The organism is Kibdelosporangium philippinense (assembly GCF_021390435.2).
Classification (GTDB): Bacteria; Actinomycetota; Actinomycetes; order Mycobacteriales; family Pseudonocardiaceae; genus Kibdelosporangium; species Kibdelosporangium philippinense.
Genome location: NZ_JAJVCN010000001.1, coordinates 1,433,349 through 1,458,591, shown reverse-complemented (window position 1 = coordinate 1,458,591; position 25,243 = coordinate 1,433,349). Strand labels below are relative to the sequence as shown.

The 25,243-nt window shown below is 65.5% G+C and carries 22 protein-coding genes; 10 read left to right on the top strand and 12 right to left on the bottom strand.

All coding sequences use genetic code 11. From position 1 onward, the window contains the following. Positions 1-13: 13 nt before the first annotated feature. The 3 genes from LWC34_RS06600 to LWC34_RS06590 form a co-directional block, all read right to left on the bottom strand. Complete coding sequence (locus tag LWC34_RS06600; protein ID WP_233723682.1) at positions 14-778, bottom strand: transposase family protein; 765 nt, start codon at positions 776-778, stop codon at positions 14-16. Between the two features lie 295 nt (positions 779-1,073). After that, positions 1,074-2,258 carry an ISAs1 family transposase gene (locus LWC34_RS06595; protein WP_233722717.1) on the bottom strand — a complete coding sequence of 395 codons (1,185 nt, stop codon included), beginning with the start codon at positions 2,256-2,258 and terminating at the stop codon, positions 1,074-1,076. Positions 2,259-2,345: 87 nt separating this feature from the next. Further along, positions 2,346-3,725 (bottom strand): helix-turn-helix domain-containing protein, encoded by a 1,380-nt coding sequence (locus LWC34_RS06590; RefSeq protein ID WP_233726376.1) that lies wholly within the window; start codon positions 3,723-3,725, stop codon positions 2,346-2,348. 175 nt (positions 3,726-3,900) lie between these two features. Here LWC34_RS06590 and LWC34_RS56690 point away from each other — a divergent pair, with 175 nt between their 5' ends. From LWC34_RS56690 to LWC34_RS06570, 5 genes are all read left to right on the top strand, one after another. Then, positions 3,901-4,224 (top strand): AMED_5909 family protein, encoded by a 324-nt coding sequence (locus LWC34_RS56690; protein ID WP_308199980.1) that lies wholly within the window; start codon positions 3,901-3,903, stop codon positions 4,222-4,224. Between the two features lie 204 nt (positions 4,225-4,428). Continuing rightward, a complete protein-coding gene (locus LWC34_RS06580) occupies positions 4,429-4,755 on the top strand; it encodes a hypothetical protein (RefSeq protein ID WP_233723680.1) in 327 nt (108 codons plus the stop codon). Positions 4,756-4,788: 33 nt separating this feature from the next. Next, positions 4,789-5,184 (top strand): hypothetical protein, encoded by a 396-nt coding sequence (locus LWC34_RS06575; RefSeq protein ID WP_233723679.1) that lies wholly within the window; start codon positions 4,789-4,791, stop codon positions 5,182-5,184. A 47-nt stretch (positions 5,185-5,231) separates the two neighbouring features. Further along, the gene (locus LWC34_RS58715; RefSeq protein WP_372496429.1) at positions 5,232-5,678 is read left to right on the top strand and encodes a Scr1 family TA system antitoxin-like transcriptional regulator; all 447 of its coding nucleotides are present in this window, start codon (positions 5,232-5,234) and stop codon (positions 5,676-5,678) included. Positions 5,679-6,399: 721 nt separating this feature from the next. After that, complete coding sequence (locus LWC34_RS06570) at positions 6,400-7,491, top strand: IS701 family transposase (RefSeq protein WP_443667746.1); 1,092 nt, start codon at positions 6,400-6,402, stop codon at positions 7,489-7,491. 254 nt (positions 7,492-7,745) lie between these two features. Here the strand turns inward: LWC34_RS06570 and LWC34_RS06565 are convergent, their stop codons facing one another. The 3 genes from LWC34_RS06565 to LWC34_RS06555 form a co-directional block, all read right to left on the bottom strand. Beyond that, complete coding sequence (locus LWC34_RS06565) at positions 7,746-7,973, bottom strand: hypothetical protein (protein WP_233723678.1); 228 nt, start codon at positions 7,971-7,973, stop codon at positions 7,746-7,748. 618 nt (positions 7,974-8,591) lie between these two features. Further along, on the bottom strand, positions 8,592-9,836 hold the full coding sequence (locus LWC34_RS06560; protein WP_233726375.1) for an IS701 family transposase: 1,245 nt from the start codon (positions 9,834-9,836) through the stop codon (positions 8,592-8,594). A 178-nt stretch (positions 9,837-10,014) separates the two neighbouring features. After that, positions 10,015-10,803: a GntR family transcriptional regulator gene (locus tag LWC34_RS06555; protein WP_233723677.1), complete on the bottom strand. Its 789-nt coding sequence runs from the start codon at positions 10,801-10,803 to the stop codon at positions 10,015-10,017. A gap of 299 nt (positions 10,804-11,102) precedes the next feature. Here LWC34_RS06555 and LWC34_RS06550 point away from each other — a divergent pair, with 299 nt between their 5' ends. From LWC34_RS06550 to LWC34_RS06535, 4 genes are all read left to right on the top strand, one after another. Next, on the top strand, positions 11,103-11,408 hold the full coding sequence (locus LWC34_RS06550; protein WP_233723676.1) for a DUF2213 domain-containing protein: 306 nt from the start codon (positions 11,103-11,105) through the stop codon (positions 11,406-11,408). After that, positions 11,405-11,656 carry a hypothetical protein gene (locus LWC34_RS06545; protein ID WP_233723675.1) on the top strand — a complete coding sequence of 84 codons (252 nt, stop codon included), beginning with the start codon at positions 11,405-11,407 and terminating at the stop codon, positions 11,654-11,656. Before LWC34_RS06550 ends, LWC34_RS06545 begins: the two co-directional genes overlap by 4 nt. After that, on the top strand, positions 11,653-14,013 hold the full coding sequence (locus LWC34_RS06540; RefSeq protein WP_233723674.1) for an AAA family ATPase: 2,361 nt from the start codon (positions 11,653-11,655) through the stop codon (positions 14,011-14,013). Before LWC34_RS06545 ends, LWC34_RS06540 begins: the two co-directional genes overlap by 4 nt. Positions 14,014-14,154: 141 nt before the next feature. Continuing rightward, a complete protein-coding gene (locus LWC34_RS06535; RefSeq protein ID WP_233723673.1) occupies positions 14,155-14,457 on the top strand; it encodes a hypothetical protein in 303 nt (100 codons plus the stop codon). 343 nt (positions 14,458-14,800) lie between these two features. Here the strand turns inward: LWC34_RS06535 and LWC34_RS06530 are convergent, their stop codons facing one another. From LWC34_RS06530 to LWC34_RS06520, 3 genes are all read right to left on the bottom strand, one after another. Further along, on the bottom strand, positions 14,801-16,342 hold the full coding sequence (locus LWC34_RS06530) for a recombinase family protein (RefSeq protein WP_233723672.1): 1,542 nt from the start codon (positions 16,340-16,342) through the stop codon (positions 14,801-14,803). 124 nt (positions 16,343-16,466) lie between these two features. Continuing rightward, positions 16,467-16,676: an MbtH family protein gene (locus LWC34_RS06525; protein WP_233723671.1), complete on the bottom strand. Its 210-nt coding sequence runs from the start codon at positions 16,674-16,676 to the stop codon at positions 16,467-16,469. Between the two features lie 16 nt (positions 16,677-16,692). Next, a complete protein-coding gene (locus LWC34_RS06520; RefSeq protein WP_233723669.1) occupies positions 16,693-17,556 on the bottom strand; it encodes an ArsR/SmtB family transcription factor in 864 nt (287 codons plus the stop codon). A 669-nt stretch (positions 17,557-18,225) separates the two neighbouring features. Between LWC34_RS06520 and LWC34_RS06515 the strand changes: the two genes are divergently transcribed. Beyond that, positions 18,226-21,735, top strand: coding sequence for an nSTAND1 domain-containing NTPase (locus tag LWC34_RS06515; RefSeq protein WP_233723667.1), 3,510 nt, complete (start codon positions 18,226-18,228; stop codon positions 21,733-21,735). A gap of 57 nt (positions 21,736-21,792) precedes the next feature. Here LWC34_RS06515 and LWC34_RS06510 read toward each other — a convergent pair whose 3' ends face one another. From LWC34_RS06510 to LWC34_RS06500, 3 genes are read right to left on the bottom strand one after another with little or no spacing between them, the layout of a single operon-like run. Further along, complete coding sequence (locus tag LWC34_RS06510; RefSeq protein WP_233723665.1) at positions 21,793-22,323, bottom strand: flavin reductase family protein; 531 nt, start codon at positions 22,321-22,323, stop codon at positions 21,793-21,795. Next, positions 22,320-23,582 (bottom strand): cation:proton antiporter, encoded by a 1,263-nt coding sequence (locus LWC34_RS06505; protein ID WP_233723663.1) that lies wholly within the window; start codon positions 23,580-23,582, stop codon positions 22,320-22,322. The genes LWC34_RS06510 and LWC34_RS06505 overlap by 4 nt, the downstream gene beginning before the upstream one ends. Further along, on the bottom strand, positions 23,579-25,162 hold the full coding sequence (locus LWC34_RS06500; protein ID WP_233723653.1) for a tryptophan halogenase family protein: 1,584 nt from the start codon (positions 25,160-25,162) through the stop codon (positions 23,579-23,581). Before LWC34_RS06500 ends, LWC34_RS06505 begins: the two co-directional genes overlap by 4 nt. Positions 25,163-25,243: the final 81 nt, after the last annotated feature.

Here is a 25,243-nt window from a genome sequence, read left to right as displayed (position 1 = left end):
TTATTCATGAGGGTTACCAGCCGAGTCGATAGAACTCGAGCGATGTGATGATCCGGATGATGTTGGGGAGCTCGGAAAGGCGTCCTCGATAGCCGGTCGCAATCATCTTCCAGTTCTTGATATGCGCGATGCATCGCTCGACGGCGGATCGAAGTGAGGAGATGAATTTATTGTTCACCTTGTCGCCAGCCGAGAGCTCGCCGCCCTGTGGCTTTTTGCGAGGCGTAATCGTGTGAGTGCCCTGATAGGCAGGGTCACCGATGACTGAGGTCTCGGCCAGAAGATCTTCCCAGTCACACTCGGCGAACGCTTTCCGGTCATGCATCGAGCCAGGCAGAGGGGCGGATATTCCCAGCAGGCCTCCCTCCGTATCGGCGGCGACCTGGATGTTCAGCCCCGCGCGGCGCCGCTTGCCGGAGAAGTTGTCTTCGTGACCAGCACGGTTGCCGGTCGGGACATCGGTTCCGTCGACCAGGACGAGCCGGCCGCGGATGGCCTCCTTGAGGTTTGGAATGTGCAGGCACAGGGCCTGCCCAATCAATGGGAGAATGCCTCGATAGATCCGCGATACGGTCGACTGACTGACGCCGAACAGATCGCCCACGGCCGCCTGGTTCAGATTCTGTCGGACGTACACCAAAGTGATCACGACAGCGCGATACAGTCCCACGGTCGGAGGCCACGCTTGGTTCTCATGGCATTGGATGATCTGCCAGATGCGCGCGACAAGCTCCTGGATCTGGTCAGCAGCAAGCCCTGTAGTAGACTGATAACGCAACGACCCCGCCTGTAAGTTGTCTTCTGCGAGAGGAAAACGATCTTACTTGCCTGGGGTCGTTGTCCTATTTTGAGGTGATCAAGTCGCCAGAATAACGCTCTAAGCGTGCGGCGTAGGGATGCCCGCGTTCGCCATCTGTTGATACAAACGAGTTACTTCAGATTCTGCTCGAAATGGCGCTAGCCTCTTACCTACATCGGCAAGGTACGCCACCGTGCGCACGGATCGCACTGTTCCGGTCATGCTGATTGCGACGGAAGCGGTAGCAGGGCAATAGCAAAGTCGTTGTTGCTGTTCAGGGGGTAGATGCGGCCAGGAGCGGGAGGATTCTCATGCGGTCGGCGGCGATCCATTCCAGGGTGCGTTTGATCTCGGTGAGTCCAGCCAGGCGGATCAGGCCGATGGCCAGATTGCGGAGCATGGCCATGGCGTGAGCACCGTTGCCGGTGTAGGCGTGCTGGTGGTCCTCAGCGAACACGACGTCGCGGACCCAGTGGATTTTGTTCTCGATGCCCCACTGACCCCGTACCAGGCCACCAATGTCCCGAGCGGACGCTCGCTCGGTGTTCAGGCTGGTCACGCCGTATGCGATCTCTTTGTGGACGCGTTGCCCGGCGAGGTTGAACACGTCCCGGCGGATGCGGAAGACCTGGGCGGCATGAGGGAAATCGACGCCCTCGGCGACGGTCGCCCAGATGGCCCGGCGGGTGATCCGCCCGTGGCTGCGCTCGTCGTCCACATGGTCCTCCGACCCTGGGGCAGCAGGCGGCAGCAGGGCTTGGACCTGGGCCAACAGGGTCGGCTGGTTGCCTTTGACAGCAAGCACGTAGTCCGCCTGCTTGTCGGACACCAGGTGCCGCGCGGTGTCGCGCTGGGTGTGCGCGGCATCGGCCGTGACCACCGCACCCGCCAGATCCATACCCGTGAGCAACGACTTGACCTGCGTGGTCTCGGTCGTCTCGTCGGGGACCCGGATCTGCGAGATGACCACCGCCTGGCCGTGACGCATCGCCGAGAACAGGCGCACACCACCGGAATTACGCACGGCCTTGCCGTCGATGGCCACCCCGTCGAAGCCAGCACAGCCGTCGTCGCCGGCCAGGGCCATCGCTCGATCAGCCAGCCAGTGGCACACCAGCCTGTCGGCGGCCTCGGCGTCCACCGACTCGACCACCCGGCGGATCGTGTCCGCGCTCGGCGCCACACGCCGTCCCGATAGGACGCTCCGCCGCGCCCCGACCAGCTCCAGCAACTCCTGCGGCAAGTCCTCGGCCCGGTCACCGGCCTCCCGGTAGTTCTTCGCCCCCGCCAATACCGCCAGCACCGTCACGGCCAGCACCGTGGCGATGTGATGCCGAATCCCCCGGCGTTTACGGGGATCGGCGACCTTGCCCAGCAACGCGACCAAGTCGGCTAGCTCAGCCGAGCCCATCATGACCGACGCATCGACGGGTACGCAGACGGCATGCGACACTGACACCAGCGGCCTTTCGACAGACGATCAAGAGCGTGAGAACTCACATCGTCCCATCGAAGGGCCGCATCTCCTTACCCACCAGGGAAAACCTCACCCCGCCCCACCACTCCCAAGATCAACCGACTTTGCTTTAGCCCTGGAAGCGGTAGTGCATGCTTCCTCGACTCGACGTTGATCGGCAAGAGTTGAAGCGAGGAGTGCAGTGTTGAAAAGCCGCCCACGCTCGTAGCCATCGCTCATTTCGAGCGAGCGACGGGCGAACTGCTCTGCTTCGTGCGGTTGTCCCAGTTCTCGGAACGTATGCGCAAACTTTGCCGCCAGATATGCTCCGTCAAAGTATCCAAGCCACTGCGGCAGGTCATTATGCTCTCGTCCACCAAAGTGTTTTTCAGCATCACGCAGCGCCGTCAGACTTCCTTTCTTGTCGTTTCGAAGGGCAAGGGCGTGAGCTTCCATAACGGCTGTCTCGGCTTCCAGGGTGGCCAGGCCAGTCCTTTTCGCTGTCTGCCTTGCTGCAAGCGCAAGATCCTCAGCGGCTTCCGCAGAGCCGAAAAATGCAGCGTGATGACTCATTGCAGCGAGCATTTCTGCCGCAAGTGCATCGTTTCCGGCTTCGTTGCATAGCCGGAGCGCGTGGCGTAGATGCTGTCGCCCCTCTCCGGCTTGTCCAGTGTCGTAAGCGATCCAACCGGCAAGCTGATACAACTCAGCCGTTGCGAAATGCAGGTCTTGTTGGACGGTGGTTTTACTTCGCCCATTGCGGAGCAATGGCTCAACAGTCGATTCCAGGTAAGAGCGAACAGCCGCCCTGACGTGGCCATGACCACCGCCGTGCCGGTTGTCCAGACGGCGGAACGCTTGTGTCATTTCGCGAACCATGTCGACCTCTGGATTACCGACAGTGTTAGGCGGGGCCGTTATGGACTGCCTGACGTCGGTTGCAAGGAGCGATCCACCAACGATGACCGCGCCGGTGCCGCTGACGGCCTTCAGAAACTGTCGGCGCTGCACGCTATCTCCTTCTGCGGTCGTGGACGACGAAGGCAGGTTAGAGACTTGCGGGGCTGATCGATATTCATCGGGTGACTCTGCCGACAGTGTGAACCATAGGCAGCGTTGCGGGATGCGCAGGACTTGTGCCCAACGGTCGAGCTTTTCGAGATCGTTGGCGGGTGACTTGCCACGCTCCAACCTGCTGATTTGGGCCTGCGTCATGCCCAGCCAACTGGCGACGTGCGCTTGCGTGACTTCCGTGGGATGAGCCTTCCTGTAGGCGCGCAACACTCGGCCAAACTGGCGCTTCTTGAACGCTTCCCCCAGCTCAGGGGCATCCCAGAAGTCATCAGGAACCGTAGGCGGACCCGCTTCGGGCGCCCGACGTGCGCAGGGACTGCACGCTCCGGACCTGTTGTCGGCAGCCAACCGCGCCCCGCAGGAGCTGCACCTCTGGCCGTGTGGTGAACCCGCCATGACCCGCCCTCGATTGATCACTTGAACGCAAGTGTACTAGGTCACACCGTACTCGTGACCTGCGGATATACAAGGCATGTATGCGGCGCGTCGGTATGCATGAACGTCGTTTTTCCCTGACCCAATTCGCGGGACATTTCTGGTGTACGCCACAGATGGGTCGGGAGCGAGATCGATGGGCACCAGCAAGTCAATGCGCCTCCTCTCAGAGGCCACAGAGACGGGTACCAGCCCGCCACTACAGCGATCGCGTCGCGCAGGCGCCAAGGCGACCACACTTGCCGACGCCAACGCTGTCACGCCCATGACTCCACCAGAAGACGCATCTCTAGGGGAGCAACGCGACTTTTACCAGGCGCGCGCGGACATGTACCGGCGGGTTTCCGAGACTGACCGCCGTCACCACTGGGAAGCGTTGGCGTGCGCGGGTTTGGAGCAAGAAAAGGCCGACTTGCTTCGCGTCAGGATCGAGGAGTCCAAAGTGGTCGACCCGCCGTAGAAGGCGGGGTTTCCATGTCGCACCGACGCGTCATGTGAAACGACCGGGCCGGGCCACCCCAACCCCGCGAAGAGTCAACGGGTGGCCCGGCTGGGGGAACCGCGTCCCCCCGGTACCGATGGTATCGGGGTGGTTGGTCCTGTGTGCCGGGTTCGGCCTGGCCGGTGTGCCTTTCGCTCCGACGAGTGAAGGGAACACGCGGCGATGCACAGCGACACGCAGGGCGAGGCCACCGAGTTGGTGCTGTGGACGGTGGCAGCAGGAGAGGCAGCCAGGTTGGTGCAGGCATACCAGGAAGCCGAGGTCATGGCGGCGAGTGTGCGGGCCGCGTTGACGAGCAGCGGGATTGGTCCGGACGTGGTGATGGTCGCCGCGACCGTGACCGACGCGGGCCGCCCGGTCGTTCGGGTGGATCTGTCCATGGTGGGTGTGGCGCGGCTGGTGGCGTCGTTAGACGTCGATGGCCATCCGCCCCCGCATCGGCGAGACGGCCCGGTGGACCGGCCGGACGGTCGGCACCGAGCTGCTTGACCGTGTCGGGCGCGGTTGCTGGGGGTGGGTGTGGTGGACGGATTACTGAGCCAATCCGCCCACCACACCCACAGATGTAGCGGCAGAACCAAGGAAGGGCGCAAGGGCGTGATGGACCAGGATGCGACCGGGAACAACTGGAAAGCGGGGCGATATCGCGTGCGGCGCGATACGCCGGGTCCGGACGTGGAAGTCACCGCGATGCAGTTCACGGGAACTAACACGGCCGCGTTGATTCAGTGGTTGGGGATCGATGTTCCTGCATCGGTAGCGAAGGCCCAGGGCCGTATCACGTCGTCGTTGTCCTTTCATGTCAATCACCCGGGTGCTGAATGCCGCCGTGGTGATTGGATCGTGCGTTATGTCAGCGGCGCGATTGTGGTGATGACAGCCGATCAATTCTCGGCAGACCACTCGGCAATCGAATAGCGGGCTCGATCTTTTCATCTTCGCCTACCCCGCACTCGTATCGAGGAATGTTAGCGTCAATGGAAACCACCGCTTGCAGCCAGGAGTCGGGGCTTTGGTTGGCGTCTCTGCGGTCACTCAGTTTTCACCAATCCGACGCGACCTCATGTATCAGTTTTCATCCGTTCGACCTGCCGGGTGACCTTGTTGCGAACGACAGTGCGGTACCACCGCGGACGCCTCGTCGGAGGTTCTTGCTGCACGAACGGGCGGTGCAGGGTGCTGGGCCGGAGCAGATCCGCCAGGCATTGTGGCGGGTGGGGTGGCCGCAATGGTCTCTGCGTGTCGTTCCGTCCGGCGAGATCTTCGGCGGCGCGTTCCGACTATTGGAATTCGATCAGCATCGGCCTTTGGTGTACGTCGATGGTCATTTTGTCGGCCTGTTTTTGGAGTCCGCAGACGATGTCTTGGCATCGTACCTGTCAAGTCATGAGATAAGTCCATTCGCGCGATAGCGAAAGAGCAACAGATGACTTTCAACTCCGTGCGTGAACTTCCCATAATCGCGGGCGCGCAATTGCGCGGACGGGGCGGCAATCAAAAGAGGGCGACTCAGAATCCAGGCGGTTGACAAGGCGGAACCGAATTACGTGGCCTGGCCGACTTGTTACATCTCGTTCAACGAGAGCGTCGAGCGTTTGAGGTTGCGGACCGCCCTCAGGTCGCCCAGCCATTCGTCCACCTGGTGAGCCGTCCAGTGTCAGGGGAAGGCGTCGGCGTGTCGGGCAAATTGCCCGCACCGCCTTCTCCCGGCCGCCGATCGTGGAGAACGCCAGGTTCCGCGCCAACTGCTGGTTGCGCCAGCCGTCGAGCGCAGGGCGCGGGCGAATGGCTTCTCGCGGAAGGGCTCCCAGACCCCCGGCTGACCAGTAACAAAGGCCTGTCTGCCTCCCGACGAGCACCCACCCCGGAACCGTGGAATCGGCGCCCACACCCGCCAACTAAAAACGGTCCGCCAGATCAACCGGCGGACCGTCATGCAACATCGGTACTACCTGCCTGCTAGAGGCTAATACGGCAACCGCACTGTGTGATCTTGGTGTGGGGTCGTGATCATGGACGCGGCCACCGCGTGATCAACTTCAAGGTGTGTTAGGACTCGAAGCAGACGCGGTGGCCGCGTCGAAGACTGTAGTTGATGATCGCCTCACGCGGTGGCGAGCGGGGTTCGATGAGATGTTCGCGCTGGTGGCCGGGCGTTTCGCGCAGGCGGACTCACGTCGCCGGGCACGGATGTACCTGCTGGGACTGCTCTCGGCAGCCGAGCGTAAGAACTCCTGGACCATCGCGGAGCAGGCTGGTGACCTGACTCCGGATGGCATGCAGCGGTTGTTGAACTTCTACCGCTGGGACGCCGAGGCGGTGCGGGATGATCTACGTTCCTATGTGCTGGACACTCTCGCCGACCCCAGCGGGGTCGTGGTGGGCGATGAGACAGGTTTTCTCAAGAAGGGCACCAAATCCGCCGGCGTGCAGCGTCAGTATTCCGGCACTGCCGGGCGTATCGAGAACTGCCAGCTCGGCGTGTTCCTGACCTACGTGTCGTCGCGGGGGCGGGCGTTGATCGACCGAGAGCTCTACCTGCCGAAATCCTGGACCGGTGACCGGGAGCGGTGTGCCGAGGCGGGCATCGCGGACACGGTCGGGTTCGCGACCAAACCGAAGCTGGCGCGGCGGATGCTCGAACGACTCATCGCCAAGCACGGCAAGCAGACGGTGGGCTGGTTCACCGCCGACGAAGCCTACGGCGACAACCCCGGACTGCGGGACTGGCTGGAGGACGAGGACATCAACTACGTCATGGCGGTCTCCTGCGACGACCGGTTCACCACTCCAACCGGGCCTCAGCGAGCCGACGAACTCGCCGCGACCGCGCCGAAACGAGGCTGGCAACGACTCTCAGCCGGTAAGGGCAGCAAGGGACATCGCCTCTACGATTGGCTGCTCATCGACCCCGGCGCTGACGAGCACCTCCTGCTGGTGCGTCGCTCGATCTCCAAGCCCAGCGAGCTGGCCTACTACATCTGCCACAGCACCCAACCAGTACCCGTCGCCGAGTTGGTCCGGGTAGCCGGATCCCGTTGGGCGGTCGAGGAAACGTTCCAGTTCGCCAAGAACGAGACCGGACTGGATCACTATCAGGTGCGCAAGTACGACGTCTGGTACCGGCACATCACCCTGGCGATGCTGGCCGCCGCGTTCCTCGCCGTCACCGCATATCGAGAACGCGGCCGCAATGACCAAAAAGGGGCGATCTCGCCACCTTAAGCCAACTGATTCCGTTGTCCTGTAACGAAATTCGACGACTCTGGGCCACCCTCACCCACCCGGTCCACCCCGAAACCCACACCAACCACTGGTCAGACTGGCGACGACGCCACCAAACCCGAGCCCGCCGCAGCCACTACCAGCGACAACACCTCAAATATCACAAGGTGCGGCTGCCGTACTAACACGCTCGCAGCAGCTCTTGTGCTAAAACTGCTCGATCATGCAGCGATCCGCGTTTCGCGGGAACTGAATCACCAGGTCTGTGTCCACAGTGCGAAATCGCTGCTGCCAGCGAACGGTGAGCACTTGAAATCCTTCCAGCGGTTGTCCCACACGCCACGTGCGCCGGCGTCGGTGCAGTAGTACTCGCTGATGTAACGCCCCTGGTATTTCCACTCGGCCGCACTGGCGGTGGCCGTACCCAGCGTGGCGGTAACCGCCAACCCGACTGCTGTCGCGCAGATGATCTTACGAAGCACTGATGTGACCTTATCTTTGGTGGTTCACGGACCGTGCCATCGTGTGGTTGGAGACTGACGCTAGTCAATAGGGTTTGCCCTGGCATACCCCGTTTCGATTCCCGAATTGTCATGACCGACCAGTAGCGCGAAAAGTATCGGGGTGGGGCAGCACAATGTCCGATTGTGTCGACCTTCAACCGTGCCGCCCTGTCTGATCCTTCCCTGACCGGCATAACCAGGGACACTTGAGGCCGGTTGCATGACCGGCGTGGTGGCCGACGAAAGCGGGATGCCAGGGCAGGGCGCAAGCACAGGCGGTCACCGGCACGGACGGTCGGATCGAGGGCATCCCGATGAGCTGTGCGTGCTGATCGCGCTGCGCGAGACCCTGCGCCGCCGCGAGATCTGGGTGACGGGCGCCGGCCAGTGGCACGAGGCGCAACCAGTGGTACCCCGCCCGGCAGGAACACCGGCCCGTGTGGATCAACCCGCACATCAAAGGCCCGGACGGCGCCCCGCTGAAAACCGGCGACACTGTACACGTGCTGGACAAACCGATCTGACCGCACAGCGCCCCGAGATCATCCGGATTGTCGCTCTCGCCGTGCCTAGTACTCCAGTCGTAGATCGTGATCTTCATGGTTCCTGGAGCGATTGGTGCTGGTAGTGGGCTTGCTGGGCTCGGTATTGGTGTCGCCTGCGCCAGTGTGAGCAGTGCAGGACGTGCCGGATGTCTGTGGCCGGAGTGAGCACCAGTGCGTTGTAGAGATGGCGGATTTCGTTGAGTGTCAACGGAATCAGCCCGTCCGCAGCGGGTCTGGCGCGGGCGGTGACCGTCACGATCGCGAGGAAGACGTGGGCGAGCAGCACCAGGGTTGTCCAGCGATACCAAGATGTCCACGTGCGGACTTGGTGTTCGTCCAGACCGGTTTGGCCTTTGCCGGTTTGGAAGGACTCCTCGACGGTCCATCGGCGCCCGGCCACCCGCACCAGCGTGGCCAGCGGCACCCTTTCGGGCGCGTAGCAGCGGTAGAAGGCACGTTCGCCGGTGCGGCGGTTGCGCCGGACCAGCAGCCACCGATGCCCGGCGGGCTCGTCATCACCGCTGGTGAGACTGATCCAGGCCCAGTCGTAGAACCGGTGTCCTTTCACGCCTTTGCCCGCGGACAGTCGCTGCCAGGCACGTTTCGGTAGCCGCGCGAGCAGTTCATCGGCCCGATAGGTGCCCGTGGCGGTGCTGACCCGGTGGTCGCAGGCCACCGCGAGCACGTACCCGACCCGCCGTTTCTCCAGATCGCCACGCAGCGTCGGATTGCTGCCGTAGACCTCGTCCGCGGCGACCCACCCGGCGGGCACACCACCGTCGAGGGCACGCAGAATCATGCGCGAGGCCAGCGCGGGCTTGGTCGCGAACCCGGTGTCCTCAGGGACCCCGGCCGCCGCGCACCGATCAGGATCACCGGTCCAGGAGCGCGGCAGGTACAGCTCACGGTCGATCAGTGTGTGCCCGACCTTGGTGGTATAGGTCAGAAACACCCCGACCTGGGCGTTCTCGATCCGCCCGGCGGTACCGGTGTATTGGCGCTGGGTCGCGACCGTGCACGTCCCTTTCTTGACGTCGCCGGTCTCGTCCACGACCAGCATCGCGTCGGTGTCACCGAGATATTCCACCGCGGCATCCCGCACGTCGTCGCGCACCTCATCGGCATCCCACACCGCCCGCGACAGCAGGTGCTGCATCCCGTCCGGCGTCGCGTCCCCGGCGTGCTCGGCGATCGTCCAGCAGTTCTTGCGCGGCAGGTCGGCCAGCAGCCCCTCCACGAACGCTCGTGCTCGCCGGCGCGGTTCCACCCGCTTAAACCGCTTCGCCACCCGAGCCATCAGCCCGTCGAACTTCTCCCGCCAGCCAACGGGATCCACACCCTCAACGGGGTTTACGATGGCGCCCGCGGCCACCACACGATCTTGAGTTGTCCACACAACTGCTCATGATCAACTGGTGGCCGCGTCCGTATTCAGGGACCCTCACCAGCCAAGATCACGAAGTCCGGCTGCCGTACTAGGCAGGCCTCTGGATTGGCGCGAGTGGATAGGTCAGCTGGGTGTCGTGGGCGCTGCGGCGGGTTTCTTCCAGCAGCAGCGGGCGCCCGTCGGTGTCGGTGGTGGTCCGGCGGGTGATCAGGACCGCGCTCCCGACTGGGACGTGGAGCGCGGTGGTGTCGTCTGGGGCAGGGATGGTGGCGCGGACGCTTTCGGTCCACTGCGGTGTGATGCCCGCGTCGGTCAGTGCCGCGTAGAGCTCGTCGGGTGTGCGGAAGGGGTTGTCGGCCAAGGCTTGTACGCGGGTACAGGTGGGCATCGGGATGTAGGTGCGGTGTGTCATCCGCCGTCCGCTGGCACCGGCCGGGGTGTCGGATGTGGACAGCAACCGGTCGTGGACGAACAGCGGGGTGTGTTCCGGCACGCCCAGAGCAAGGGCGAGATCGACGGTGGCGTTGGTGCGGTACGTGCCGGGCGTTTCGATCTCGTGCCATTGCGGGGTTTCCGCGTCGGTGAACGTGTCGGTGCCGTCTGGCTGGCTGTGGGTGTACACGGCGCGGGTGTCGTTGTGTGCGGCGCGGTCGGAGCGCGGGCGCACGTAGGAGCCTTTGCCGTCCACTACGACGATCAGGCCGTCACCGGCCAGTCGCCGGATGGCTTCCCGCACGGTGTAGCGGGACAGGCCGTAGTGCTGCATCAGGCCGGATTCGCTGGGCAGCCACGCGCCGGGTTGCAGGGTGCCGTTGCTGATCTGTTCGCGGATGTCCGCGAGCACGGGTTCGTATTTGCCGGTTCCTGTCTTGGCCATCGCAGCTCATAGCTCCCTCGTGGTGTTCGCCGCGCGTGCTTCGTGAACGTGTGTGGTGTGCCCGTGGGCTGAGTTCTCTGTCGTGTGTGTCTGTCGCGTCTGTGGCGGTCTGCTGTGTCTCTGGTGTCCTGCTGCCTCCTGTTTGTATCACCTATCAGACAGGTAGTCCATATTTTGTCGCCCAGGTGTGGCATACCTCGCCGGATGAGTGTAACGTCTGTGACGACCTATACGATAGGTCGTCATACAAGCTGGTTGGGTGGTGTGACGACCGCCCCGACGAGAGGACACCTACACCTGTGGAGACCTGGGAAAAGTTTCAGGCCAGGCTGTTTCACCTCGCCTATCTGGGCGAGGAGTTGCCCCGGTTCGCCGCGCGCCCGCCTGCGGCGTGGCTGTACCGGCAGATCGCCCGCGAAGCGGACATGGTGGCGCGGATCGCCGCCGAGTACGTCGCCGAAGCCGAGCGAGCCAAGCTGACCAATCCGCCCCGACCGGTGACGGCCGAGCAGTCAACGGCTGTGCACGGCGGCGCGGACGCGTTCACCGACGCGCACGCCGCCGAGACGGCCACCACGGCGGGTACGGGTGGTGATGCCCGATGAACCCCGACACGGTCACGGAGGCGTTCACGGAGACGTGCGCGACGTTCACGGGCTTGACCGCGCACCAGGCGGACGGCCTGGCCTGTGTGGTCTGCGGCGCGGATTACCTGGTGGTGCGGGTGGCGCACCGCCCGGTGGGCCGGTCGGTGACCGGTGGACAGGTGTTCGCCTGTGCCCCGGCATGCCCCCCGGTCACACCCGGCGGCGCCGATATCGGCGGCGCGACTGCGGGCGGTGATGCCCTTTGAGGATTCCCCGCAACAACCCCCGCGACCACGACCGTGACCATGCCGACCGGGAGCACGGCGCGGACAACCCTGGGAACGCTGTGGAGGCGATCCGCGCGGCGTGCGTGGATGGTGTGGCGTGCGCTCGCCGGATCGGTGCCGAACCCGAACGGGGCCGCTGGGCGCCGATCGTCCGGCGGGTGCGCCACGCGCGGCTCCGGGTGTGCGCGGCGCCGCGTGCGGTGTGGGTGTGGCTGGTCGGCTACTGGCCGGGCCTGGCGTATCTGCCGATCGCCGCGCGGGCGGTGGTCGGCTGGTCGGGTTGGTCATACGTCGCGCGTGCGGCGCGGCTGTGTGCCCGCTGGATTCGCCGCGCCACTGTGGCCCTGCGCCGGGCCACCCGATGGACCTGGCGGCGCGTTCGTCCGGTCTTGGAGTGGTTGTGGCGCAAGGCAGAGCCCTATGTCCGGGACGCGGCCGGGTGGTTGGTGCACACGGCGCCGCAACTCGCGCTGCGCCTGGCGTGGCGTTTCGTGCGCTGGTTCGTCCGGTGGGCGCCGGTCACCCTCGCCAAGACGATCGGTTTGGCGGCGGTCGGGTTGTGGTGGCTGTTGGCCCGGCTGGCGCGGTTCATCCTCGCCTACCCCGAGTACGCCGGAGTCCTGGCCGAGGCGGAAGCCGAAGGCCGTGCCCGGCACGCGAAGACGCTGCGGGAGAGATGGCGTCGCGCGGCCGTGCGGCGCCTGGTCGGCGTGCTCGTCACGTGCGTGGTGACCTGTGTGCTCGTGGGCCGGGCCGTGGTCCGGTACGGCACACCCGCCACCGTCGTGCTGGTGGCGGTGGCGGTGGGGGTGCTGGCCGGGGTCGGGCGGGCTATCCGTCCACGCCCGGAACGTGGTCCTGACGCGCCGGACGATGAGCCGGGGCCGGATGAGCCGTACCCGATCGCCGACGCGCATACCCGCGCCGAAGCCGCCGACTGCGTGGCCCGCGCGGTGCGCGCCGAGGGCATCGAACTGCGCATGACCGGCGACGCCGCCCGCCAGCCGTGGGGTTGGCAAGTGCCGGTGATCCTGCGCCGGGGCACGCCCGCCGGGTTGATCTCCAAACTAGGCGAATTGGAGACCACATTGGACCTCCCCACCGGAGGTCTGCTGGCGGCCACCGACCGTACCCGGCGGGCGCGGGTGGTGCTGCGTCTGGCCGAGCGGGACCCGTTCGCATCCCTCACTCCCGCACCGTTTCATGCACCGGGGTCGGTGTCGCTTCGCGACACACTGACCATCGCGCAACGGATGGACGGCACCGATCTGGGGTTGTGTCTGCTGGGTGTGCATGGGGTGGTGATCGGCAACTCCGGTGCGGGCAAGTCCATGGCCCTGCGCGCGCTGGCGGACGCGGTCACCGCCTGCCGCGACGCCCAGGTGTGGGATCTGGATCCGGCCGGGGACGGGCTGGACGTGTTCGGCGATGCGATCGCCCGCCCGGAACGCACCCCCGCCGGGATCGAGGAAGCACTAGCCGACGCGGTGGCGTTGGCCGAGTCACGGCCGAAACTGTTCAGCGAGCTGGGCATGCCCGGCGCGTGGCAACCCGACCCGCAGCACGCGGCCGTGGTGGTGTTCGTCGACGAGTACCACCACCTCTCCGACCGCGCGAAGGCGTTGGCGGTGCGGTTGTTGCGGATCGGCCGTAAAGGGCGGGTGTCGCTGATCCTGGCGGCGGCCGAGGCCACCTCGGACACCCTGGGTTCGGCGATCGCGGACACCACCGCGTTGAAGATCCTGATGCCCTGCCGTCACGCCGATGTCCGGCTGGTGCTGGGCGCCAACATGATCGCCGAAGGGTGGCGGCCCGACCGGCTCAACCCCGCCACCGGAGAATCGGCCGAGGATGCCGGGAAGTGCTACGTCTACGCCGCCGGGGCACGCGATCCCATCGTGTCCAAAATCCGGCCCCTGGATGCCGAGGAGGCGTCCGAACGCGGCGCGCACCGTGCCTTGCACGGCATCGCCCAGATTGACGCGGTGTCGTGGGGGCATGCCCGCTCCCGCCGCACCGACACCACCAGCGGCGGGACGGGAACGCCAGACACGGACGCCATAGCAAGCCCGGCGGGGTTGCCGGGGACGGTGGACGGGCGCGCTGTGGGCGACGTCATCGACGCGTTCGGCCCCGAGGCCAAACTGTGGACCGACGAGGTGTTGGCGCGCCTGGCACGCCTCGACAGCGACCGGTACGCCGACTGGACTCCAGAGGAGTTGGCCGCCACGCTGCGCCCCCTCGGGGTGACGCCTCGGGGCATCAAACGCGACGGACGCAACCGCAACGGCTACTACCGCAACGAGATCATCGCGGCGTTCTGGGGGCTGTCCTGAGCGCCTACATGCTGCCTCTACCCGAGGTCTGCCTACCTGTAGGCGGTAGACCCCGCCCGACGGCGGGTAGAGGCCAGAAAACCGGCCCTGACCAGCACAGTAGGCCGGTAGACCCCCGTCGGCGGGAAGGGGGTGAAATCCATGCCCACCCCCGGAAATCCGGTCCCGATGACCCTCGCGGCTGACGCCGGGTCTACCGGCCCGGCGGCCGGTGGCGCCGTCGCCATCCCGGTCATCGCGGTGATCATCACCGTGATCGTGATCCTCTGCCGCCCCACACGCGGACGCAAGATCACCACCGGCACACAGGTCACCACCGCCGCGCTCGGCGGCGTGGCCGGAATCCTGCTGTCCGGCACCACCTTCGGCTCGGCCCTCGCGTCCGGAACCGTCGAACTGATCACCAACACGCTCGGCGCGCTCACCGGACTGTTCACCGGCTAGCGCACGCACGACCAACCAACCCAAGGGCCGGAAAGGAGGTGATGACCACTGGCCAACAACCGCACCACCGATCAATCCACAACAGCACAGGGAGGCACCACCGATGATCCAACCGCGACGCACCCGATACCCGATCCACGCCCGGCAGACCAACCCACGGTACGCACCACCACCGAGGCCCAAACATCAGCCGACTACTGGCGGGCAGTGTGCGCGGCCCTGCCTCCGATGTCCCCCGAGGACATCACCGCCGTTGCGGCGGTACTCAACGACATCGCCCGCCGCAACAGCTAACCCCCGTGCCCTGGGGCATGTCCCCAGGGCACGGGGCTCACCCTGCGCGCTACGCCGCAGTGTCAGGCTTTTCCGGCTCGCCGATCGTAAGGCGTTTACGGTCGAACGCGCGCTTGCCGTTCTTGCCCGCTGGCTTCACCACGGCGTGCAGTCCGCCCCGAAGCGCAGACTTCAACATGGCACGCCGGTCGGGCACCTCCGCGTCTATCCACTGCCGACGAATCTCCTCGGCGCTCTGCACTGTCGCCGGACTGTCACTAGCGCCTTGCTCCAGTTTCTCCCGCTCTTCGTTCAACCGGGCCAGGTCCTCCGCGAGCGGCTTGTTGGCCGTATCGAACGCGTCCAACGTCAATTCCCGACGCCCCAGCCGATCCGACAACGCGCGCTGCAACTTCTCACACTCGGTGATCTCGTTCTGGACATGGCCTAGCCGGTCCGCGACGGCGTTGCGCGCCGTCGCGATCGCGTCGGCAAAGCGCGGGTCCGACAGCCGCTGGACAACGAACTCAAGCAACTCTCCGTCAATCGCCCGCATGTCCACGGCCACCTTGCCGCACCCCCGGCGGTTCTTCGCGCAGAAGTACTGCCGCCGCTTCTCGCCATCCTCCGAGTACGTGCCGTTGTGCGGACGCCCGGACATCGGCCTGCCGCACGAACACGTCAGAACCCCGGAACCTACGTACTGATTGCCTGGCACACGCCCCCGGCGACGCCCCCGGCGACGCCCCGCGAACAACGCCTGAAGCCGGGCGAACTCCGACTCCGTCAGGATCGGGTCGTGGTCACGAATCCGGCCCACGATCTCGCCGTCATGTTCGATGTAGCCAGCATTGCGGGGACGCAACATCACGTCACGAACAGCAAGCCCAGTGAAGGTATAGCCCCGTGCCGTGCGCAATCCCGCGTCGTTCCACTTCTGCGCCACCTTGTCCTGCGACATCCCACCCAGCAGCAACCGCACGCCGTCTCGGATCGCCGCACGCTCCCGCTCCACCAGAGCAGCCGAAACATCAGGCCGCTTGCCGGTCTTCGGGTCCTTGTCCGCCAACCGGTCAGGCCCCGCAAACCCAAACGGACGCGCCCCGTAGTGCGGGATGCCCTGCTCCCGTTTGGCCGCAAACCGGCGCTTGGTCCGCCGCTGCGTGTCATCCGACGACCGCGCCGCGTGCGCAACCTCAATCCGCAAGAAATACCGGTCGTCCGGATCGGCAAGATTCCGCGCACCGTGCGCACTGGCCACCAGATAGCCACTCTCGCCCAGCTCGATCAGCTTTTCCAGATCCCTGGGCTGACGAAACAACCGGTCGGTGTGCCACACCACCACACCATCCGACTGGCCACTTTCCAACCGCTCCAACAGCCGTTCCCAGTCCTTGCGGCGAACGCCTCGCTTCCAGGCCGACAACCCGTCCTGCAGGCGTTCGCCCAAGGTTCCACCCAGCCGCTCGATCACCCGTAGGTTGTCTTCGTGCTGAGTCTCGATCTTCTCCAACTCGCCCGTCTCCGGCACCCGGGACAACCGCGCGTACGAGTCGTACACCGGCACCCGATCGCCACCCTGACCTGCGCTAACGTTGCCCTCAGTGCTCATACCAAGCACGGTAGGTCAACAAATCAGGGTTCGCTAGAACCCGTCTAACCACTCACGAGTTCTGACCAGGCACAGTGCCGGCCCTGGGGGTGGGTGAGGCAGGGCATACCCACCCCCAGCGGAGTCAGTCCGCCATCGTCTCGGCGAGGCTCCGTGGCCGCATGTCGGTCCAGTTCTGGTTGACGTAGTCCAGCGCGGACTGCCGGTCGGTCTCCTCCAGCGCGACCGACCAGCCGTCTGGCACGCCAGCGAACGACGGCCACAGCGAATGCTGTCCTTCGTCGTTCACCAGCACGAGAAAGGTGCCGTCCGGGTCGTCGAACGGGTTGGTCATGTCCTTGTCCTTTCCCTCAGCCGACCTGTGCCGGAAGAGGTGCCATCGCATGTGACGCACCGGCGCGCGCCGGTGCTGTTCCGGCGAGCCCCAGCAGGGCCAGCCCCAGCGAGGTGAGGCTGTGCAACGCCGTGTTGCGGTTGCGTTCGGTGGTGACCAGCCCGGCTTTCCTCAGCACCGTGGCATGTTTGCTCGCCCCAGCCAACGAGATGCCAAGCCGCTCGGACAGTTCACCGGTGGTGCAGCTGTCGGTGAGCACGCGCAGCGCGGCCGCTCGCGTATGCCCGACGAGCGCGCCGAGCGCCTTCTCCTGCGCCCGCTCACGATCGTTAAGGCCGTCGGTGACCGTGCCGGTGTCCGGGATGGAGAACACCAGCGCCGGCCTGCCCGTTTCCCGTTCCGCCGACGGCACCACGCAGGCGGTGCCACGCAGGAACAGCGACGGGCTCAGCAGCAGCCCGCGCCCGCCGAGGCGGACCTCGGTGTCCTGCTCGGACTCGGTCGGCACCTCCAGGTACGGCGGCTTCCAACGGACCTTCGGGTGCAGGGTGCGAAGCAGTCCGTCGACGCCGCTCGCGATCGCGATCCGGCCGCGCGCGTCGCGTACGGCGTCCAACTGGTCGCGCATGCCCTCCCAGTACGGGATGACCGCGGCTTGGCAGAACTCGAAGACCGTGTTCGTCAGCCGCTGGCGGGCGGCGTGGTCGGTCCCGGCGCCGCCGGGACGGTCCAGCAGCCGCAGGACTTCACCGGCTGGCCGCCGCTGGGCGATCAGGTGCTGTACCGGCTCGAGCCGGCCGCCAAGCTGCAGGCGAACCTGCCTTCGCCATTCGTTGAAAGCTGCGCCGCCTTTGGTTCCGAAGACCTCGAGCGCGAACACGCTCTCCACCACAGGTCCCAGGTTCGAGACCATGCGTAAGCGAGCAAGATCCTGTGCTGAAAAATGAATTCTCAACATACCAACCCCCAAGAAAGTATTCACATTCGCCCCAGTACACCGAATCCGGATCCCAGCCGATTCGCCTGGCCGCGACACTCAAGCTGGATTCGGCGGTGCCGGATCGATTCGACCCGGCGAGTTCGTCTTTTCTACACGGTTGTCGCCACACCCCCATCCACTGTTCGACAGTCGGGGGACCGACGTTCGCATGGGGTCCCGCAACCCCACTTGCCCCCAGTCCCGCACTCAGGCAGATCAACAGTGGCTAGTCTCCTGTGACGAACAGGTTGTTCATGGTTTTCAACCAGCGCGAACAATCAATGTGAGCACAAAACTCACCCAACCGGACGCCGCCACTGGGCCAGAGGGAGTAAGAACCCCGGATGAGATGCTAGGTCACAATGAGGTTGCGATCACCAACAGTGCAAGAGGGCGGCACGTAGCGTGCCTGGAGAACGGACGGATTAGGGAGAGACTGTGGGGCGTCCGGAGCGAGCGATCGACACTGCCTCGGGGCCGGTGCAGCACTTCGCACTGGAGCTGAGGAAACTTCGCCAATTGGCCGGGCGACCCAGTTACCGGGAATTGGCCCAACGTTCACACTATTCTATGACAGCGTTAGCGTCGGCTGCACGCGGTGAAAAACTGCCGACGATCGACGTGACACTCGCCTATGTGAAGGCGTGTGGCGCCGATCCAGCCGTGTGGTCCGCCCGCTGGCAAGCCGCGGCCGACGCATTGGCCGCGGATTTCGACGACAGCAAAGAACACAAACCGCCGTACCTCGGCCTGACGGCATTTCAGTCAACTGACGCGAACTTGTTCTTCGGCCGTGAACCGCTCATCGAGAAACTATGCGAACGACTGGCAACCTCGTCGTTCGTAGCAGTGTTCGGCCCGTCCGGAAGTGGCAAGTCGTCGCTGCTGCGCGCCGGCCTGATCCCCGCCCTGGAAGATCGCGACGACACGGTGACGACTGTGTTGTTCTCCCCCGGCGCGCACCCGACGACGGAGCTGGCGGCCCGGCTGCCGGAACCTCAGGACGCCGGCGACACGGACGGCCCGGCCATCGAACGGGTGCTCCGGGCGGATCCCGATGAGCGGCTGATCATCGTGGTCGACCAGTTCGAGGAGATCTTCACCCACTGCACGGACCCGGTGGAGCGGACCGAGTTCATCAACGCGCTGCTCACTGCGGCCGAGACGCAGGACCGAGTGCAGGTCGTGCTCGGGGTTCGCGCCGACTTCTACGGCCGCTGCGCCGAGCACCCACCGCTGGTCGACGCCCTGCGTGACCACCAGGTGCTGATCGGCGCGATGACCGAGGACCAGCTGCGTTCGGTGATCGTCAAACCCGCTGAGCACCGGGGATTCAAGGTCGAGGCGGCCCTTGTCGAGGCGATCGTCGCCGAAGTGACTGGTCAGCCGGACGCACTGCCGCTGGTGTCGCACGCATTGTTGGAAACGTGGCGGCGACGCCGTGGCCAGGTGCTCACGCTGGCCGCTTACCGGCAGGTCGGCGGGGTGCGCGGGGCGATCGCGAAGACGGCTGACCACGTCTATCAGGAGTTCACCGAGGAAGAGCAGCAGCTGGCGAAGGAGCTGTTCCTCCGGCTGACCGCGCTCGGCGAGGGCACCGAGGACACGCGGCGGCGCGTCGGGTACGAGGAACTGCTCGCAAAAAGCAAGCACAAGACCGTGCCGATCGTGCTGGAACGGCTGGCGCAGGCCAGGTTGGTCGCCCTCGCCGAGGACAGCATGACCGTCACGCACGAGGCGTTGATCCGTGGCTGGCCAACCCTGCGTTCCTGGCTGGTCGAAGAACGGCAGTTGTTGCGCCGCCACCGGAGTCTCACCGAGGCCGCGGCGGAGTGGGACAGTCATGACCGCGAGGCCAGCTTCCTGTATCGCGGGCTGCGGCTGGACAACTACGACGACTTTCCGCAGGCTCGTCTCAACGACCTCGAGCGGGAGTTCCTGTCGGCCAGCAGGCAGGTCAAGACGGCGGAGGTGGCCGAGCACCGCCGACGCCGTCCGATCACCATCATCAAGCGGACCGCGGCAGCCCTTGTCATTCCTGTGGTCGCGCTTCTGGTGATCGTGCAGATCAACAACGGGCGGGACGTCGCACAGTCCCGGGAACTCGCGGCCACGGTCACTGGTCAGCTCGACCGTGATCCCCAACTGGCACTGCTGCTCGCCGACGAGGCCGTGCAACTGTCCCCCACCGAAGAGGCGACAACCGCGCTACGCCAGGCGATCGTGGACAACCGGGTCCGCGCGGTCATGCACACCGGGCAGGGACCCACGTTCGGTGTCGCGTTCAGCAAGTCCGGCCGTCAACTCGCCACCAGCGGCACGGACGGTGCGTTGCGGCTGTGGCAACGTGCCGACGGGACATCCGCGCCGGGTTCGCCCCGGACGTTGACCGGCCTAACGGGACCGGCGAGCAGTCCGGCGTTCAGTCCCGACGGTCGTTTCCTTGCCGCCGCAGGCTCCGACGGGACCGTCGCGGTGTGGGATTTGGGGCGTAACAACGATCCTGTGCACTTGCTGCGTGGCCATACCGGCCAGGTGCGAACCGTCGTGTTCAATCCGGACGGCAGTCGGCTCGCGAGCGCGGGTGACGACGGGACCGTTCGTTTGTGGGACCTCGCGGATCCCAGCAACCCGCAGGTTCGGCGTCAGCCTGGGTCGGCACGGTCGGTCACGTTCGCTCCCGATGGACAGCAGATGGCCAGCGGTGGCAGCGATGGCATCGTCCGTATCTGGCGCCTCGGTGGCGACGCCGCGCCGCAGACGTTGAACGGCGGCAGCGGCGGGACCGTCGAGGCGGTCGTGTTCAGCCCTGACGGTCAGGTGCTTGCTACCGGCGGCAGCGACAGCATGATCCGGATCTGGCGGCTCACGGGCGACGCTCCGCCGCAGACGCTGACCGGAAACGGCGGGACCGTGGAGTCCATCGCGTTCAGCCCCGACGGGCAGGCGCTCGCCAGCGGCGGCAGCGACAGCATGGTCCGGGTGTGGAGTGCCCCAGGCAACATCAACCCGTTGGTCCTCAGTGGACACACCGGGCAGATCTGGAGCGTCGCGTTCAGCCCGGAGGGCAACCAGGTGGCCAGCGTCGGCCAGGACGGCTACCTGCGACTGTGGGACCCGGCCGGACTCGGCGCGCCGCAGGTGCTGAAAACCGGCCACGCCTCGGTGACCAGCGCCGCATACGGCCAGCAAGTGGCCGCGGGTAACGAGGACGGCACCCTGCACCTCTGGGATCCCGCGTCCGGCCAGACCAAGACTCTGACCGGGCACACCGGAGCCGTGCGCAGCGTCGCGTTCAGTCCCGATGGGAGCCAATTGGCCAGCGCGGGCGACGACAGCACGGTCCGGCTCTGGGATCCCGCAACTGGCCGTGTCACACCGCTGACTGGTCACACCGGAACGGTTCGCAGCGTCGCCTTCAGCCCAGACGGACATCAACTCGCCAGCGCGGGCGACGACGGAACTGTCCTGCTCTGGGATCCCATCACCGGTCGTGCCACACCGCTGACCGGCCACAGTGGAACCGTCCGCAGCATCGCCTTCAGCCCAGACGGAAGCCAACTCGCCGCCGCGGGCGACGACGGCATAGTTCGATTGTGGGACCTCGCAACCAAGGGAGTGCGGACCCTCACCGGGCACATCGGCGCTGTCCGGACTGTCGCGTTCAATCCCGACGGAACCCATCTCACCAGCGCGGGCGACGACGGCACGGTCCGGTTCTGGGATGTAGCTTCTGGTCAGGCGCGAACGCTTACTGGACACATCGGCACGGTGTGGAGTGTTTCGTTCAGCGCCGACGGCGATTGGCTGGCCAGCAGCGGCCAAGACGGCACGATCCGGCTGTGGCGACCGGATGCGCCGGGCGACGCGGTGATCCTGCGAAGCATTGGCGGGGCCGTGAACCAGATCGCGTTCGCCCCGGGGCCACGGCTCGTCACGGCCGATGGCAACGGAACCGTGCGGCTATGGCAGTGCGGGGTGTGCGCGCAGGTGCCGGGGCTACGGAAACTGGCCAGGGAACGGATTTTCCGGGAGCTGACTCCGGCGGAACGCCAGACCTTCCTGGCCGAAAGTGGCTGATTAGGTCGTGAGTGGTTAGCCGCGTTCTAACGTGGCTAACCACTCACGACCTACCCTTCAAGCCACCGACCAGGACGAATACTCACGCAGCCCGTAGAGCAACGGGGATCCCTCAGCCGGGTGCTCGACGCGGAACACCTCGCCGAACACGACCGTGTGATCGCCTGTGGAGACCGTCCGGCTGATCCGGCAGTCGGCGATCGCGTGCGCGTCGTCGACCAGGTGCGGACCGGCTGCCTGCGGATCGGCCGTCCAGCGGACCATGTCGAACCGCTCAGGGGTTCCGGAGGCGAACAGTTCGGCCGACGCCTTGGCGCGGGCGTGCAACAGGTTCACGGCGAAGGTGGAGCTGCGTAACATCGCTGCCAGCGTTGGACTTCCCTCACGCAGGCAGACGAGCAACGTCGCCGGTTCGACCGCGACGCTGCACACCGAGGAGCACGTCATCCCCCACGGCTGCCCACCGATGTCCAATGTGGACACAATGGTCACTCCGCTTGGGAATGTGGACATCAGCGAACGGAACTGCGCGGGAGCGACCGCTGTCGCGGTGCGACCACTGTCCACGATGGAGTCCGTCACGGTCACCTACCGCCTTCCACTGCCAGGGCCGCCACTTTCGGGCGGCGCACCGCACTTCGTTCAAGCAACGTGTAGACCGGCCCGGTCATCGCGGTGGTCACCAGAGCCATGATCACCAGCGCGAGAAACACCGGCGCGGTGAGGATTCCGGCGCTGTAACCCGCTTGGAGCACGACAAGTTCAGTCAAGCCTCGCGTGTTGACCAGCACCCCGACACGAATCGCGTCGGACGCGGGCGCACCGCCGAGTCTGGCCCCGAGATAGCCGCCACCAACCTTGCCGACCACACCAAGTACAGTGGCGAGACCGATCGCAAACCACGGCGTCGCACCGAATTGCGTTGCGAACACGGTGATTCCGGTGACCACGAAGAACACCGGCACCAACGGGCGCCCAACTTCAGTCACCATACGCACGACGCCGTGCCAACCATCACGCGGAATCGCGAGCCCGACGAGCAAGGCGCCGAAGATCTCGGTCACCCCTTGTTCCTGAAACACCCAGGAACTGGCGAGTGCGACCACCCCGACCAGGACTGCCGTGGTACGACCAAAGCGATCCCGGAACGCGGTGACAGCAGCGGAACGCAGCAACCGCGCGAGGCAGAACATCAACAGCAACCCGGCGGCGAACACCGCGGCAATCCTTGGCACGCCACCGGTTCCACCCGCGGCGAGCCCGATCGCGAGAGCGAGCAACAACCAAGCGACGACGTCAATAATCATCGCCGCGGTCATCGAGAGCCTGCCGACGTGCGTGTCGAACAGCTCCTGTTCTTCAAGAATGCGCGCAAGTACAGGCACCGCGGTCACCGCCAACGAGACCGCGAGCAACAGTACGAGCGCCACTGCGGGCGCGGTGCCGCGTAACTCCGGATCTGCCATCACGGCAACCGCGAACCCACAGCCCGCCAGAAGCGGGATCACCAAGGAACCCGCGGTAGTCCAACCGATCAGACGGCCGCGGGCCGAAGCCGTCGTGCGCCGGAGTTCGTGCGCGACCCCGATCAGGAACAGCACGAGCCCAACGTGCCCGACGAAACGCAGCCAGCTGATCGTCTCCGCGGGCAGCACTGTGTGCAGAGTCTGCTCACCCCCAAGGGAAAGCAGGATCGGGCCGATCGCGAGCCCGAGAGCGATCTCCGCGATCACGGTCGGCTGCCTCACCAGGCGAGCCATCGTGCGGCCGATGAACGCGACCAGGAGCACGGCCATCAGCGCGAGCGCCACATGCCCGGTCCTGGCCGCGAACTCGGCGAGGCTCATTGCCCAGCGCCCGCCTTGCGCTTCGCTGGCGAAAGTCCGTGCAGGTGGGCGAAGTACTCGTACTGGCTTGGCAGCTTCTCGACCAACGCGGAGACCTGCTCGGCCACCAACTGGAACTCCCGGTCCGCAGCGGTGCCGTCAAGCTGGCTGAGCACGGGCAGCGGCTGCACCGGCAGGCCGCCGAGGCCGAGGATGATCGCACGGTAGGAGTAGGACTCGAAACCGTGGTAGTGCGGGAAGATCGAGTCGTTGTCGGGCAGCTTGACCTTCCACTGCTCGAGCCGCTCGGCCAAGCCGTCCGGGATCTCGCGGGTCTTCGTGTCCTTCCAGTACTGGTTGTCGGTACGGCCGGAGGCGTACCAGTGCAGCACCATGAACTCGCGCAGGCCGTCCATCACGTTCGCGGCCTGCCGGTTGTAGGCGTTGCGCAGCTCGTGGTCGATTTCTTCCTTGCCGACAGGGAAGTTCTTGACCAGCTGCTCGATGCCGTTCTGGATGATGAAGATGCCGGTGGACTCCAGCGGCTCGACGAACCCGTTGGACAGTCCGATCGCGACACAGTTCTTGACCCACGCGCGCTCGCTGCGGCCGATGCGCATCTTGATGTGGTTGGCGGTGGCGTCCTCCGCGGCCGGGCCGACGAAGTCGCGCAGCGTGCGCTCGGCCTCTTCCGGGGTGGCGTACTCGCTGGCATACACGTAGCCGGTGCCGAGGCGCTCGAACAGCGGGATCGTCCAGATCCAGCCAGCGTCCTGCGCGTTCGCCGTGGTGGCCGGGCGAAGGCCATGCTCGGCCATGTCCAACGGCACGCGCAGCGCGACCGCGCTGTCGTTGGGCAGGTGGTTCTGGAAGGAGATGAACGGCTCCTTGAGTGCCTTGTTCACCAGGACACTGCGGAAACCCGTGCAGTCAATGAAAAGGTCGCCGTGCACGTCACCCTGCTCGCGGGTGACGACGTGGCTGATCGCGCCCTGTTCGTCCAGCACGACGTCCACAACGTCGTCGAGAACGTGCCGCACGCCGCGCTCAACGCCCCAGCGCGTCAGGACCTTCGCCAGCAGCGCCGCGTCGAAGTGGTACGCGTACGGGAACTGGGTGTTCTGCTCGGTCAGCGTGGTGCGGTGCTCCTCGCCGCGCTCGAACGTGCTGTCGAACAGCGAACCATCCTTGTAGCGCGGCGAGCTCTGCGCGTCACACATCGATGCGATCAGGAACGAGTCAAGGTCGAAGCGCTCGGTCGGCTGCTTCTGCAGCCACCAGTCGGTGAGCGCGAAACCGTCCACGACGCGGTTGCGCTCGAACGGGTGGTAGAACACGTGTCCCGGCTCGCGCCAGTTCTCGAAGCGGACGGCCAGCTTGTACGTGGCGTTGCACTCCGGCATCCACTCGCGCTCTTCGAGGCCGATGTAGTTGAAGAAGTGCCGGATGGTGCTGAAGGTGGCTTCACCGACGCCGATCGATGGCACGTTCTTGGATTCGACCAGGGTGACCCCCACCCGGTCGCCGAATGACGCCTTGAGGTAGGACGCCGCCATCCAGCCCGACGTACCACCACCGACAATGACCACGTTGTTAATCATGCGGGCCCCTTATTAGTCCACTACGGAAAACGTGCCAGGTAGAGGCTCTCCAACGAGCCAGCACACAGCTATGCCTTTGAC

Coding starts and splice junctions, on each gene's coding strand:
- LWC34_RS06530 (WP_233723672.1), bottom strand. CDS start 16,342: ATGAGCACTGAGGGCAACGTTAGCGCAGGTCAGGGTGGCGATCGGGTG.
- LWC34_RS06570 (WP_443667746.1), top strand. CDS start 6,400: ATGTTCGCGCTGGTGGCCGGGCGTTTCGCGCAGGCGGACTCACGTCGC.
- LWC34_RS06555 (WP_233723677.1), bottom strand. CDS start 10,803: ATGGCCAAGACAGGAACCGGCAAATACGAACCCGTGCTCGCGGACATC.
- LWC34_RS06590 (WP_233726376.1), bottom strand. CDS start 3,725: ATGGCGGGTTCACCACACGGCCAGAGGTGCAGCTCCTGCGGGGCGCGG.
- LWC34_RS06525 (WP_233723671.1), bottom strand. CDS start 16,676: ATGACCAACCCGTTCGACGACCCGGACGGCACCTTTCTCGTGCTGGTG.
- LWC34_RS06560 (WP_233726375.1), bottom strand. CDS start 9,836: ATGGCTCGGGTGGCGAAGCGGTTTAAGCGGGTGGAACCGCGCCGGCGA.
- LWC34_RS56690 (WP_308199980.1), top strand. CDS start 3,901: ATGGGCACCAGCAAGTCAATGCGCCTCCTCTCAGAGGCCACAGAGACG.
- LWC34_RS06535 (WP_233723673.1), top strand. CDS start 14,155: ATGCCCACCCCCGGAAATCCGGTCCCGATGACCCTCGCGGCTGACGCC.
- LWC34_RS06545 (WP_233723675.1), top strand. CDS start 11,405: ATGAACCCCGACACGGTCACGGAGGCGTTCACGGAGACGTGCGCGACG.
- LWC34_RS06515 (WP_233723667.1), top strand. CDS start 18,226: ATGACAGCGTTAGCGTCGGCTGCACGCGGTGAAAAACTGCCGACGATC.
- LWC34_RS58715 (WP_372496429.1), top strand. CDS start 5,232: ATGTTAGCGTCAATGGAAACCACCGCTTGCAGCCAGGAGTCGGGGCTT.
- LWC34_RS06505 (WP_233723663.1), bottom strand. CDS start 23,582: ATGAGCCTCGCCGAGTTCGCGGCCAGGACCGGGCATGTGGCGCTCGCG.
- LWC34_RS06500 (WP_233723653.1), bottom strand. CDS start 25,162: ATGATTAACAACGTGGTCATTGTCGGTGGTGGTACGTCGGGCTGGATG.
- LWC34_RS06580 (WP_233723680.1), top strand. CDS start 4,429: ATGCACAGCGACACGCAGGGCGAGGCCACCGAGTTGGTGCTGTGGACG.